Source organism: Streptomyces sp. NPDC096176 (genome assembly GCF_044763255.1).
Classification (GTDB): Bacteria; Actinomycetota; Actinomycetes; order Streptomycetales; family Streptomycetaceae; genus Streptomyces.
On record NZ_JBIWFV010000002.1, the window covers coordinates 644918 to 658064 of the forward strand.

Here is a 13147-nt window from a genome sequence, read left to right on the forward strand (position 1 = left end):
TTGAACTGGGACGACCGGGGCAGTGAGGCGATCCAGGCGGCGATCGTCACACCATTGATGATCATGTTCCTGTGCATGGCACTTGCTGCCGGCCGCGTGGTGACCGCCGGCAGCAAGGTGGACGCCGCCGCAGAGGACGCAGCACGCGAAGCATCCATCGCGCGCACCGCAGGGACGGCCCAGGCCAATGCCTACGCGGCGGCCAACGAGACGCTGGCGGACCAGGGCCTCAAGTGCGCCGGAACCGCTGTCTCGGTGGACGCCTCAGGGCTCAACGCCCCGCTCGGCACGGTCGGCACGGTGACCGTGACCGTCCGCTGCACCGTTCCGCTGTCCGATCTGGTGCTGCCGGGAGCGCCCGGCAGTCAGACACTCAGTTCGACCTTCACCTCGGCGGTCGATGCCTACCGGGAGCGCAACTGATGCGTGCGTGTGACGACCGCGGCGGAATAGCCATCTACTGCGCCATCATCACCGTGGCACTGCTGGCCGTCATCGGCGTCGTGGTGGACGGTGGCGGAAAGCTGCGAGCCACTGAACGCGCCGACGCCATCGCCATGGAAGCAGCGAGGGCAGGAGGCCAGGCCATCGACCCCGGCCAGGCAATTCCCGGCAATGCTGTCGTTGTCGACCCCGCCGGCGCGCGCGCCGCCGCCACCGCCTATCTCAACAAAGCCGGGGTCACCGGCTCGGTGACCGTCTCCGGTGACGGGAAGACCCTCACCGTCCGCGTGGACACGACGTACGCCACACGCTTCCTGAGCGTCGTCGGCGTCGGCTCCATGCCGGTCACCGGGCACGGGCAGGCCACGCTGATCCACGGTGTCGTCGCCCCGGAAGGAGCCTGATCGCGATGCGTACACTCCGTCATCTGCTGAGAGCTCTGCTGAGTCTGGCCCTACTGATCGTTCTGGTGTTCGGCCTCCCCGTGCTGCTGTGGTGGGCCACCGGGCTTTTTCTGGACAGTGGTCTGGACGACCTGACTCATCTGTTCTCGCGTCAGGACACCGGAGGTGCCTTCCTGCTCCTGCTCGCCGCCGCGGGGTGGATCGGCTGGGCAGGCTTCACTGTTGCCGTACTACTGGAGATTCCCGCCCAGTTGCGCGGCCGCACCGCGCGGCGGGTGAGCGGGCTCGGGACGAGCCAGCGGGCCGCCGCCTCGCTGATCGGCGGCATCCTTGTGCTCCTGCCGACCGCCGGCGCGGCCTTCGCGGCGCCTGCCGCGGCACCGACCACGGTGTCGCAGTCCTACACCCAGGCCCGGGCCTCCGACGCCACGAGCGCATCGGAGGCCCGAGCCGTGGACCGGGCGGCACACGAGAACACCTACACGGTGCGGGACACCCGGCCTGCCGAGAGCCTGTGGAGCATCGCTGAGAGCCGGATGGGCGACGGAAACCGCTGGCACGAGATCGCCGCGCTCAACGAAGGCCGCGTGATGACCGACGGCAGCGTCTTCCACGCGCAGGGATTCCTCCAGCCCGGTTGGAAGCTCCGTATGCCGGGAGGCACCAGCGCGGCGCCTGTCCAGGAGACCGTCATTGTGCGTCCCGGCGACTCGTTGGGCTCGATCGCGGACCGCGAATTCGGCGACCCCGCCCGCTACACCGAGATCTTCGATCTCAACCGGGGCGCTCCGCAGCCGGGCGGCGGTACGTTCACCGACCCCAACCTCATTTTTCCGGGACAGAAACTGCAGCTCCCTGAGGCGGGGGCCGACGCCTCCGACGACGGGAACACGCCCGAGCCAGGCGAAGAGAGGCCTTCGGAGCCGACAGTGCCCTCAGAACCGGCCGAGTCGGCGAAGCCCGGGGATACGGGTGGCGCCGATGACTCGGGTGAAACCGGTGGCGCAGACGGTGCGGGTGGTGCCGAGCGAGGGGAGGCCGGCGGGCCGACCGAAACCGCGAAGCCGGAGGAGACCGCGAAGCCGGAGGAGACCGCGAAGCCGGAGGAGACCGCGAAGCCGGAAGAGACCGCGAAGCCGGAAGAGATCGCCAGGCCCGAGGAGACCGCGAAGCCCGAGGAAACCGCCAAACCGGAAGAGGGCGGAAAGGGCGAAGGGCCCGCGCCCGCTCAGCCCGATGAGACCGCGAAGCCCGACGACGCCCCGTCCGCGGGTGAGGGAAAGCCGTCGGCGTCGGCCGGGAACGAGAAGACGGGCGAGTCGGACACCGTCGACACGGCCGAGGACGGGGAGGAAGACGAGGACGGGGCCATCCGGACCGTCGCAGGGTTCGGCGCCCTGCTCGCCGCCGGCGTCCTCGGCGTGCTCGGTGTCCGACGGATCGTTCAGCAACGTCGGCGTCGCCCCCGACGCCGAATCTCACTGCCCGAAGGTGAAGCCGCGGCACTCGAGCGGGAGATGCGCGCGGCCTCAGCGGACGTGCCCGAGGGCCTCGACCTGCTGGATCGCGCGCTGCGCACTCTTGCCGCCGGCCTGGCAGAGGACGACAGCGCCCTTCCGCCGATCACCGCCGCCGTCATCACCCCGGAGGGGACCGCCCTCCATCTCTCCGAGCCGGCTCCGGCGATGCGGCCCTTCACACCGGTGATCAGCGGGGACGACATCTGGTGGTGCCCGAAGGACACGGACTCGCTTCTCTCCGCCGAGGAGGCGTCCTGCACCGCGTTGCCGTACCCCGCGCTGATCAGTCTCGGCACCAGTTCCGACGGACATCCGGTGCTCGTCGACCTCGAACGCATCGGCATGCTCCGGCTCGATGGCGACGAGGACGACGTTCGGGCCGTACTCCTCGCCCTGGCCGTTGAGTTGGCTTCCGACTCACTTCACGCGGAGCACACGATCCGGCTGGTCGGCTTCGGCCAGGAGCTGACAGCGGCGTTCCCCGGCCGCGTCGTCCACCATGCAACCCTGGCCTCGGCCATCGCCGGGCTGCGCGGACATGACGCGGCACAGCGCGGTGCGCTTGCGGAGAGCGGTGCAGAGAGCCTGCGCGAAGCGCGGTTGCTCGCCACGGGGGCGGATGCGTGGGCCCCGCAGATCGTTCTCTGCTCGCTGCCGCTCACGGAGGCGGACGAGAGCGCCCTCGATCTGGTGGACCTGATCGGGGCCCAGCCGCGAACCTCGCTGGCGGCAGTGACGAGCGCCGATGAGGCGCTCGCTGTTCCGGGTACCTGGACCATGGCGGCGGCACCCGACGTCGTGATCGGGCTCCCCGAAACCGAGCTCGAGGTAGCGCTCCAGCGACTTGAACCTGCCCAGTACGAAGGCCTGTTGGGGCTCATGGACATCACCGGCCGTTCCGGGGACGAGCCGACGCCGGCATGGGCGCGGCCTGAGGACCCCCGTGTGGCACTGACTGTGGCGGCGGTTCCGGACCTGGATCCCGCTGACGAGCACGAGGAAGGCACGGGCCTACCTGTCGCCGAAATGATCTCGGCTTCGCTGCCTGCTCCCGCGGCGCCGTACGTCCGTGTACTCGGCAAAGTGGAATTGGTCTCCGCAGAAGGTCCTGTCGAGCCCAACCGCCGCGGCCGACTGACCGAGATGGCAGCATGGCTCGTGCTGCACCCGGGTCTGGAGCACCATGCCCTCGACGAGGCGATCTGGCCCGGGCGCCAGGTCGGCCACTCGCTGCGCAACTCCAATATGAGCAAGCTGCGGGCATGGGTTGGCGGGCAGGCGTACCTCCCCTTCGTCTCGGACGGCCGCTACATGTTTGCGTCTTCCGTGCGCTGTGATTGGTCGGACTTCCAGGAGTTGTACCGGGACGGCATGCATGCCAAGGGTGAAGCAGCCGATGCCGCTCTGGCGAAGGCCCTGGCGCTGGTCCAGGGCAGTCCGTTCGCCGCCACCAATCCGCGCAACTACCTCTGGGCGGACGCCATGTTCCACGACATGCTGTCGGCGATCGTGGACGTTGCGCATGAACTGGCGAGTCGCTGCCTTGCGGCAGGCGACCACACCGGAGCGGTCGCGGCGGCGACGCGAGGCTTGGCTGCATCTCCGGAGAGCGAACTGCTTTCGCGGGATCTGTTCCGTGCGCATGCGGCGGTGGGCGACCGCACCGCGATCCTCGAGGCCGCAGATCGGCTCAACCGTCTCAACGAGGAACTCGGCACCGATGCCGCGGACGAGACCATCGATCTGCTGCGGGAACTGCTGGCGACCATTCCGGACATGGACAGCAGCTCCGCCGCCTGAGCGGGAGAAGAGCCGGCCGCGCGACATCTGCCGGTGAACCATGAAGACGGCGCAGGTGCCCTGCGCAGGTCCGGCGTTCGTACCCCGAAGTCGGCTCGGTTCCGCCCGAAACCGCAGGCCAGAATCTGGCCTGCGGCTTCTTTGCACTTTCGGCCGTGGTACATGTGCCTGAAGGAGGTTGGCCCCGAGGGAACATGGCACCCCGCATGGTGACCTACTGGGGCGGGTTGCCGTGCTTGCGGCTCGGAACGTCGGCGGTCTTGGAGGCGAGCATGTACACCGCGCGACTGAGCACCTGCCGGGTGTCGCGCGGGTCGATGACGTCGTCGACCAGGCCCCGCTCGGCCGCGTAATCGGGGTGCACCAGCTCGCTCTTTCAGCTCCCCACTCCCACCAGCGACCTGCCGTTCATCACGGTTCTCGGGCCTCCGCACGGGAACTGATGGGAACCTCATGGGAACAGAAGGATCAGGAACGATGCAGCAAGCCCCAGCGGACAGCGGACAGCGGGCACCTGCACCGAGTCTGACCTGCAATTCTCATCAGAGTCAGGCAATGTCGATCAAGAGTGGGTTGATCACGTGCTGACTCGTAATGCGTAGGTCTCGGGTTCGAATCCCGAAGGCGGCTCCACCGGAAGCCGGGTCGGACTCTGTCCGACCCGGCTTTTTCTCATGTGGACGTCAGCGCAGCGTGGCCCTGAAGCTCCGCCCGTACGCCTGGTGGGTCGTGACGTCGATGCGGGTGCCGCCGGGGACGTGGCGGATGTGGACGCCGTCGTCCGTCGACAGGGGTTTCAGGGTCCGGCCGTGGAGCGTGACCGAGATCGTGGGGCGTTCCATCGTCGGGTCGGACACCGCGATGGACACGGTGCCGCTCCGGGACCTTCGCAGGATCACGGAGGCCGGGCCGTCGATCGAGAGGCGCTCGGCGTGGTGTGTGCCGGGCACGAACGTGTTGGCCGCGACGAGGCCCAGACGCCCATGCTTGACGGCCTGGACACGGGGCGTGTTGGCCAGGACGGACAGCGGGCCCCGGGCGTAGGACCGGAGGCGGTGCTCAGAGGCGTTCGGTACGAGGGCGTGGGCCATCGAAGTCAGGGGTTCGGCGGGTGCCTGGTCGCGCGAGAGCGTGAAGAGCTGTTTGGTCACGGGGGTGTCGGGGTTCGACAGGCGCACGACGCGGCGGTTGCGGGTGACGGTGTCCAGCGCGACGGTGGGCTGTCGGCCGGAGAGGAAGACATAGCCGACGGCGGTGTTCCGGTCGGCGTTGGCGTAGCGGAGCCAGGCCAGTGGGGCGGTGCCGGTGCCGGAACAGGGGGTGCCGTCGCGGAGTTGGCCGGTGAGGGTGACGGCCTCCGACGCGTCGGCGATGCGGGCGTCGATCGTGCTGGTCACCGCCCGGCCCGCCGGGTCGCCGACTCCCGCTGCGAGGACGACGACTTCCTCGTCGAGCAGGAACCACGACTTCGTGCCACGGGCGCCCCGATAGGCGACGAAGTCGTCCGGGAGGGTGCCGGCCTGTTTCGCGGCGTAGGCGACGTCGTCGCCGAGGACCAGCCCGACGGCACCGTAGGCGCCGAGTACGGCACCGCCCGAGAGGGTGTTGGTGCCGCAAGGGAAGTAGACGTAGGTGTTCTGCGACTCGGAGGAAGAGGTGAACCCGCGCTCCGGATTGTCGTACCAGAGCGTGCCGTAGAGCTCGGGGACGGTGCGGCGCTCCTCCGCGGGGGCGGTGACGCCGGCGAGGCGGTGGGGCGGGACAGCGGTGAAATAGTCGACGCCGAACGCCTGGCTCTGGTCCTCGCCGGAGAGATACAGATAGTGGGCGCCGTCGCCCTGGAACCAGGGCATCAGATTCTCGCCGCTCATGTACTCGTACTTGCTGATCCGCTGTGAGCTGCGGGCCAGGGCGAAGGCGTAACCGGGCCGCCGGTGGACGGTCTTGTCCATGGCGTTGAAGGCGACGGTGCACTCGGCGGCGGCGAGATCCTTCGGCGGGGCGGGCGAGGCGAGGATCTCGGCGTGGCGGGCGACGCTGACGGGGGAGACGAAGCGTGTCGGGTCGATCGCCGTCCTGGAGGTCTGCCGCACGTACTTGACGTAACCCTCGAGCGCTTCGGCGTCCGCACCGGTCGCATGGCCGGAGAGGTCGACGACCGCTTCGACCACGGCGGCGACATCGGCGTACCCGGTCGTCGTCCGGGACACGCTCCGGCCCTTGACGATCTCCATCATCCAGCCTTCGAAGATCAGCGGGGCGAAACCGCCGACCAGCCAGCCCTGTACGACACCGACGAGATCGTCCCCGGGGACGTAGGCCGTGCCGTCGAGGATCTTGACGGTCTGGACGACACGGGTGAGCAGGCCCTTGCCGTAGGAGCCGGTGTAGGCGACGGAGGAATGTTGAATGAACGAACCGTCGGCGTAGAAACCGTCGGTGACGCCGTGTCGGAGGTCGTACGGGTCGATCGTCGCGAAGACGGTCAGTTGGTCGGCTACGGCCTTGGTGACGCGGGCGTCATCGCCGAGGGCGGCACCCTGGAGGATGCGGTTCGTCGTGATGTCGGCGAGGTTGGCGCCGGTGTGGAAGCGCGAGTCGAGGTCGACGTCGCCGTCCTTGCCGTTGCGGAGGTAGGCGTCCATCGAGGCGACGTAGGCGGCGGGGAGTTCGGGCCGGTACGCGGCGAGGGCGTCCTTGAGCAGCACGAGGATCTTGCTGACATGGGTGGAGATGCCGATCTCCCAGTGGAACCAGTTGCCGTAGTACCCCTTCGACTGGTCGCGGTAGTAGTCGTCGTGGAGGCGGACCAGACCGTCGATGATCCGGCGCTGGACGGTGACGTCGTCGCGGAGGTCCGACGCCGCGGGACCGGGAGTGCGGGTGGCGAGGGCAATCTCGTAGAGGTTCTGGAACGACTTGTTCAGGTTCGGGTCGCTCGTGCCGAGCGGAACGCCCTTGAAGAGCTCGCCCTCTCCGGCACCGTCCATCGCCGTCAGGTGGGCCCGCGCCGTCGACTCGATCGACGCGAGTTTCGCGCGGACCTCGGGACGGGCGTTGGACTCGGCGGTGCCTGCGAAGATCGCGACGATGTTGCCGATCAGTACGGCGTGATCCGAGGCGGCGCCCGCCGCCGTCGCGTCACCGGCGGCGGCCGGGCCTGACCGGGGTGTTGCCCGGGCTCGCAAGGGCTCTGCCACAGCAAGCAGCGTGGCGGCGGGAATCATGGACAACACGGAACGACGCGAGAACTCCACCTGAACGCTCCAAGGTTCGGTCGGAAAGCGCTTGCCGCCAGACAAGCAACGGGGTCTCCGCGATGTCAACGGGCGCGGGACAGGCAGCGGTGTCGTCCGGGTAGCCGTGGACACGGTCGGCGGCGCACGCTGGAGGCATGGCCGGGAACCCGCCGATCGTCGTCCACCGGATCTCCGCCTCCGGCGGCCGGCGCATCACCGTGCGCGGACGGATCATGGGGCTCGCGCACTCCGACTTCGATGTGCTGGAGCTGGTGGCGCAGGCAGGAATCAGCGGTGGCGAGGACCTCCTGGCGGATCCGACCCTGGTGGAGTGGGTGGGCGGTCGGCCGCACCAGTACCAGCCGCTGGAGCTGCTGCCGTGACCGGTTGCCGGTGACCCGTGGCCGGCGCGGCCCCCCGGCCGGACGACAGCTGGAAGAAGTTGAAACATTGTGAGGGCGTCGGCGCGTCAATGAGGTGAAGGGGTCGCAGGCGCACTACGGGGGAGAGTGAGAACGGGCATGAGAGCGTCCCGGGCGGAGGAGTACAGGGAGTTCGCGGCGAGCCGCGCCACCCACCTCTACCGTTCGGCGTGCCTCCTGACCAGCGGGGACACCCACCTCGCGGAGGATCTCGTGCAGGAGACGCTCGGCCGGATGTATGTGCTGTGGGGCCGCCTCGCCCGGATCGACAATCCGGCGGGATACGCCCAGACCGTGCTCGTCCGCTCGTTCCTCACCCATAAGCGCCGGCGCTCCGCTTCGGAACGTCCCGTCGGTGAACTGCCCGACTCCGCTCTGCTCTCCGGCGACGACCCCGAGCTGCGCCTTGCGCTCCTGGGAGCGCTCGGGCGGCTCTCGCCGAAGGACCGGGCGGTGGTGGTGCTGCGGTACTGGGAGGACCGCAGCATCGAGGAGACCGCCGACGCCATGAACGTCAGCTCGGCCGCCGTACGCACCAGAGCGGTACGGGCGCTCGCGAAGCTCCGTGAGCAACTCGGCGGAAGTCTCGTCGAGTTCGCGGCTCGCTGAGGCCTCGGCGCGCTCGGGCCCAGCGGCACCCGGGCAGGCGTGGCTCTCGCCCCCTGGCCCAGGCCTCCGGGCCCTTCACCCGACAGCTTCTTTCCGTCTGTTTCGATCAGAGAGTGTGGTCTCCCATGCCTTTTGAGGACGAGCTCGGTGACGCGATGCGCAGCACCGGAGACACCTTCCGGCCGTCCGACCGATCCGGGCTGGTGGAGGGCGGCCTGACGCGCGGCCGCCGCCGACTGGCCCGGCGCCGGGCGGTCGCCGTCACCGGCAGCGTCCTGGCGCTGGCAGCGGTCGCTGTGACCGGCGCGGCCATGACCGGAGCGTCCGGCTCGGGCGGCGGCGGTGCGGACGGCAAGGCCCCGTCGGTCGCGGACAGGCCCACGGCCCCGCCGTCGCCGGCCCCCGAGGGCGAGGTGACGAGGCGGAAGATGATCGACACGCTGAAGAAGCTGCTCCCCGAGGGCAAGGTCAGCCAGGAGGAGGGCCGCGGCATCCACGACGGTCCTGAAGACCTGCAGTCTCCCTACGCCTCGGTCGTGTTCGACGACGGCAAGGGCGCGGCGGCCGTAAGCATCGGCCTGAACGCCGTGGACCCGGGCGGACGCACGGCCGAGGAGGCCGTCAGCTGTCCGTCCCAGGCTCTTGTGCAGCACGACTCCTGCACCTCCGAGACGCTCGCCGACGGATCCACCTACATGCTGCTTCAGGGGTACGAGTACCCCGACCGGCGTGAGGAGACCAAGAGCTGGCGGGCCACCCTGATCACCCCGGCCGGTGTCATGGTCGGAGCGAGCGAGTGGAACGCTCCCGCTCAGAAGGGCGCCCAGGTCAGCCGGCCGAACCCGCCGTTGACCGCAGCGCAGTTGAAGGCCCTGGTCACGGCCGATGCGTGGTCGGCGGTCGGGGCGGCGCTGGGCGAGGCGCCCAAGGAGAAGCCCGTCGCGGACCCGCCGGGCGGCGCCCGGGTGGACGAGATCCTTGCCTCCTTGCTTCCCAAGGGTCTGAAGATCGTCGAGAAGCAGGGCGACCCGGGGTACGGCTTCGTCGTCGCCGACGACGGCAAGGGCGGGAGCATGCTCGGGGTCAACGCCCAGTCCGGCATGCAGGACATCGTCCAGGACGTCTTCAGCGGCGATGTCACGACCCTCCCGGACGGCACTCTGGTCATGGTGAAGAAGGAGAACGACCCCGACCAGAAGGGCGGCGCCGGCGTGGTCGGCTGGACGGTGGACACGCTGCGCCCGGACGGTTTCCGGGTCGTGATGACAGCGCTCAACGCGCCGGGATACGGGCAGGATGCCGGCCGGGCCGAGCCGGTTCTGACGATCGAGCAGATGAAGGCCGTTGTCCTCGACAAGAAGTGGCGCACAGCTGCCCAGTGAGACGCACAGCCGCCCAGTGAGTGGGAGCACTGCAGGGGCGCGCCGGCACGCTCCGCGCACCGTGGGACGCCGGAGCGGGCCCGGAAGAACGCTGCGAGCAGCCGCCGGGACGCCGCACCCGCCTCACTTCGCGTCCGAGTAGCGTTCCACCACCGCGATCGTGAACGGGAACCGCACCGGAGTGTCTCCGAAAGCGATCCGCCCGGCCAGGTCACCGGCCGAGCGGATCGCCTCCGCCACTTCCTCGGCCTCCTCGGCGGGGCAGTGCACGATCACCTCGTCGTGCTGGAAGAACACCAGCTGCGCGTGGAGCCCCGCGGTCGCCTGGCGCAGTGCCGCGAGCATCAGCAGTGCCCAGTCCGCGGCACTGCCCTGTACCACGAAGTTCCGGGTGAAGCGGCCCCGGGCCCTGGCGTTCGTCGAGGCGTAGCCCGGGACGAACTCGTCCTCCGCCGACGGCTGTTCGAGCGGATCCTGCGGGATGCCCGCCTCGTCGTCGTCGCCCGCGCCGACCGCTCGCGGGCTGGTGCGCCCCAGCCAGGTCCGTACGAGCCGGCCTTCCTCGCCGGCCTTCGCCGCGTCGTCCACATAGGCCACGGCACGGGGGAACCTGCGCCGGAGCGCGGCCAGGTTCTTCAGGCCGTCGCCCGAGGTCTGGCCGTAGATCGCGCCGAGCAGCGCGATCTTCGCGTGGTCGCGGTCGCCGGAGAAGGCCTTGTCGGACAGGGCGGTGTAGAGGTCGCCGTCATGTCCGGCCACCTCCATCAGCCCTCGGTCCCGCGAGATCGCGGCGAGCACCCGTGGTTCCATCTGGTCGGCGTCGGCGACGACGAGCCGCCAGCCCTCGTCCGCGACGACGGCACGCCGGATCACCTTCGGGATCTGCAGTGCCCCGCCGCCGTTGGTGGTCCAGCGGCCGGAGACGGTGCCGCCGGGCACGTACTCGGGGCGGAACCGGCCGTCCCGTACCCAGTCCTGCAGCCAGCTCCAGCCGTGCGCGGTCCAGATGCGGTACAGCTTCTTGTACTCGATCAGCGGCTGCACGGCCGGATGGTCGATGCCGGCCAGCTCCCAGCGGCGCGTCGAGCGCACCTTGATCCCGGCCTGCGTGAACGCCTTCACCACGTCCGCCGGCAGGTCGGGCCGTACGCGGCGGCCGAACGCCGCCGACACCTCGTCCGCGAGCTCAGCCAGCCGCCGTGGCTCACCGCCGCCCGCGTACCGCTCACCGAGCAGTTCGTGCAGCACCTCGCGGTGCACGTCCGCCCGCCACGGAAGTCCCGCGCGGTTCATCTCGGCGGCCACCAGCATCCCGGCGGACTCGGCGGCCGTCAGCAGACGCATTCGGCCGGCGTGCTCGGCGGCCGTGTGTCTTCGCTGCTGATCGGCGTAGACCTCCAGCAGCGCCTCCAGCGGCACGTGGACCGGTCGCGGTTCGAAGAGCGAGGACTGCGAGCCCGGTTCGGCCGCGCGGGCCGGAGGGTCGGGCGGTACGGGAGCGTTGTGCAACCGCGCCCACGCCGCCGCCGCGGAACGGGGCTCGCCGAGCCGTCCCTCGTGCCCGAGCAGCAGCAGCTCGGCGTCCTCGATGTCGTAGCACCGCTCGACCCGGACGCCGGCCGCCAGCAGTGCCGGATAGATCTCCGCGGTGGACCGCCACACCCACCTGCCGACCTCCGGGCGGGACCGCACGGCCCCGACCAGATCCGGCTCGTCCAGCGCCGGTCCCGCGGGCAGGCCGTCGGAGCCGAGGGGGACGAGTCGCGCTCCGCCCCCTTCAGCCGCCGCCAGAGCCCACCGTTCGCCCATGGGGTCGAGTGTGGCACCCGGGTACGACAACCGCGGGGTGGGAGCCGAGGGCCACGGGACATGTGCGGGCGGGGAACCGGTGCCCCCCTTGTCCAACGGTGCCGGTGCCGTTCCGCTCGCGGCCGCTCAGGCTCCGCGCGTGGGCCCGTCACGGGGAGAGGGCCCGGACGACGCGGGCCGGGTTGCCGACGGCCAGCACTCCGGGGGGCAGGTCCCTGGTGACCACCGAGCCCGCCCCGACGACCGTGTTCGCGCCGATGGCGACACCGGGGCAGACGATCACGCCGCCGCCGAGCCACACGTTGTCGCCGATCGTGATCGGTGCCGCTCTCTCCCAGCCGGCCCGGCGGCGCTCGGTATCCATCTCGTGGGTGGGAGTGAGAAGTTGGACACCGGGCCCGATCTGCACGTCGGCCCCGATCGTGATGGGCGCCGCGTCGAGGAAGACCGCGTTGAAGTTGACGAACGTACGGTCCCCGATGCTGATGTGGTAGCCGTAGTCGCACTGGAACGGCGGCCGGATGCGTACGTCCTTGCCGAGCGAGCCGAGAAGTTCACCGAGGATCGTTGCCCGGTCGGCGGGTGCGGCGCCGCCGTTCGCGTTGTAGGCGGCGCACAGCTCGAATCGGCGGTGGGTGTCGGCGGCCAACTCCTCGTCGTCGGGCAGGTACCACTTGCCGGCCAGCATCCGGTCCTTGTTCTCGCCCATCCATTCGGTCCTTCCTCGCGCCCGCTCTCCGTGGATCGATCCTTCTACGCCCACGACGGCGAGGGCGAGGTCATGACAGGGCGGGGATCGTTCGGTGAGAGGCGTGGTGCGGGGGCGGCGCGTGCGTGGCGCGGCTCTCGGGGCGGTTGCGGCGGCGCTCGTGGCGGGTGCCGTGACCGGCTGTTCGTCGGAGGTGGACCGGGGGGCCAACGCCGGCAGTTCGACGAGCGGGAAGCCGGGGACGGCGGAGCGGGCCGATGCGAAGGACATGGAAGACACGGAGGACACGGGGGTAGCGGCGAAGGCCGGCACGGTCGGCGCTCCCGGCTCGCCGTGCCCCATGCCGGTCACCTTCGATCTGGCCGTGGACTGGAAGCCGGACCCGGTCGAGAACGACCCGGACGACGAATTCGCCACCCTCTTCGGGCAGGGGCCGGTGTCTCTCGTCTGCGAGATCGACGCGAAGCCGGCCGGGAACATCGCCTTCCTCCGTGTGTGGGTCGGCGCCGACGCGGGCGCCGACACCCGCAAGGCACTGGAGGCGTTCGTCGCCGACGGGGCCAAGGACCGCAAGGACGAGGCGTACAGGGAGACGAAGGCAGGGAAGTTCGCCGCCACCGAGGTGACGTACCTCAACACCAACGAGTTCCTCGACGAGCCGAAGAAGGAGCGCGCCTTCGCCGTGTCGACGCCGAAGGGCGTGGTGATCGTGGATCTCGGTGGATTCGACTCGGAGGAGCACGAGCAGATGCTCCCGGTGTACGAACTGGCCAGGAAGTCCCTGCGCACCTCCTGAGAGCGGCCTGTGG

General features: G+C 70.0%; 10 protein-coding genes and 1 pseudogene. 7 read left to right on the forward strand and 4 right to left on the reverse strand.

The features are described 5' to 3' along the window. The 3 genes from ACIQ7Q_RS08195 to ACIQ7Q_RS08205 are packed head-to-tail and all read left to right on the forward strand — an operon-like array spanning nt 1 to nt 4168. Nucleotides 1-423: a TadE/TadG family type IV pilus assembly protein gene (locus ACIQ7Q_RS08195; RefSeq protein WP_403857804.1), complete on the forward strand. Its 423-nt coding sequence runs from the start codon at nt 1-3 to the stop codon at nt 421-423. After that, the gene (locus ACIQ7Q_RS08200; RefSeq protein ID WP_403857806.1) at nt 423-848 is read left to right on the forward strand and encodes a pilus assembly protein TadG-related protein; all 426 of its coding nucleotides are present in this window, start codon (nt 423-425) and stop codon (nt 846-848) included. The genes ACIQ7Q_RS08195 and ACIQ7Q_RS08200 overlap by 1 nt, the downstream gene beginning before the upstream one ends. 5 nt (nt 849-853) lie before the next feature. Continuing rightward, entirely contained in the window at nt 854-4168 is a 3315-nt protein-coding gene (locus tag ACIQ7Q_RS08205; protein ID WP_403857808.1) for a BTAD domain-containing putative transcriptional regulator, read from the forward strand. 214 nt (nt 4169-4382) lie between these two features. Here the strand turns inward: ACIQ7Q_RS08205 and ACIQ7Q_RS08210 are convergent. Together ACIQ7Q_RS08210 and ACIQ7Q_RS08215 are read right to left on the reverse strand one after the other, a co-directional pair. Next, nucleotides 4383-4544 (reverse strand): annotated as a pseudogene (locus ACIQ7Q_RS08210) (carboxyl transferase domain-containing protein); the annotation flags it as partial. Between the two features lie 307 nt (nt 4545-4851). Next, a complete protein-coding gene (locus ACIQ7Q_RS08215; protein WP_403857810.1) occupies nt 4852-7425 on the reverse strand; it encodes a polysaccharide lyase family 8 super-sandwich domain-containing protein in 2574 nt (857 codons plus the stop codon). Nucleotides 7426-7562: 137 nt separating this feature from the next. Between ACIQ7Q_RS08215 and ACIQ7Q_RS08220 the strand changes: the two genes are divergently transcribed. The 3 genes from ACIQ7Q_RS08220 to ACIQ7Q_RS08230 all read left to right on the forward strand — a co-directional run bounded on the left by ACIQ7Q_RS08220 (nt 7563) and on the right by ACIQ7Q_RS08230 (nt 9820). Beyond that, nucleotides 7563-7790: a hypothetical protein gene (locus ACIQ7Q_RS08220; RefSeq protein ID WP_403857812.1), complete on the forward strand. Its 228-nt coding sequence runs from the start codon at nt 7563-7565 to the stop codon at nt 7788-7790. 138 nt (nt 7791-7928) lie between these two features. Next, nucleotides 7929-8438: a SigE family RNA polymerase sigma factor gene (locus ACIQ7Q_RS08225; RefSeq protein ID WP_403857814.1), complete on the forward strand. Its 510-nt coding sequence runs from the start codon at nt 7929-7931 to the stop codon at nt 8436-8438. Nucleotides 8439-8563: 125 nt separating this feature from the next. After that, on the forward strand, nt 8564-9820 hold the full coding sequence (locus tag ACIQ7Q_RS08230) for a hypothetical protein (RefSeq protein WP_403857816.1): 1257 nt from the start codon (nt 8564-8566) through the stop codon (nt 9818-9820). 123 nt (nt 9821-9943) lie between these two features. On the opposite strand, the gene ACIQ7Q_RS08235 is transcribed toward ACIQ7Q_RS08230, so the two are convergent. Continuing rightward, a complete protein-coding gene (locus ACIQ7Q_RS08235) occupies nt 9944-11629 on the reverse strand; it encodes a bifunctional 3'-5' exonuclease/DNA polymerase (RefSeq protein WP_403857818.1) in 1686 nt (561 codons plus the stop codon). A 148-nt stretch (nt 11630-11777) separates the two neighbouring features. Continuing rightward, nucleotides 11778-12338: a sugar O-acetyltransferase gene (locus tag ACIQ7Q_RS08240; RefSeq protein WP_403858015.1), complete on the reverse strand. Its 561-nt coding sequence runs from the start codon at nt 12336-12338 to the stop codon at nt 11778-11780. A 268-nt stretch (nt 12339-12606) separates the two neighbouring features. Between ACIQ7Q_RS08240 and ACIQ7Q_RS08245 the strand changes: the two genes are divergently transcribed. After that, nucleotides 12607-13134 (forward strand): lipoprotein, encoded by a 528-nt coding sequence (locus ACIQ7Q_RS08245; protein WP_403857820.1) that lies wholly within the window; start codon nt 12607-12609, stop codon nt 13132-13134. Nucleotides 13135-13147: the final 13 nt, after the last annotated feature.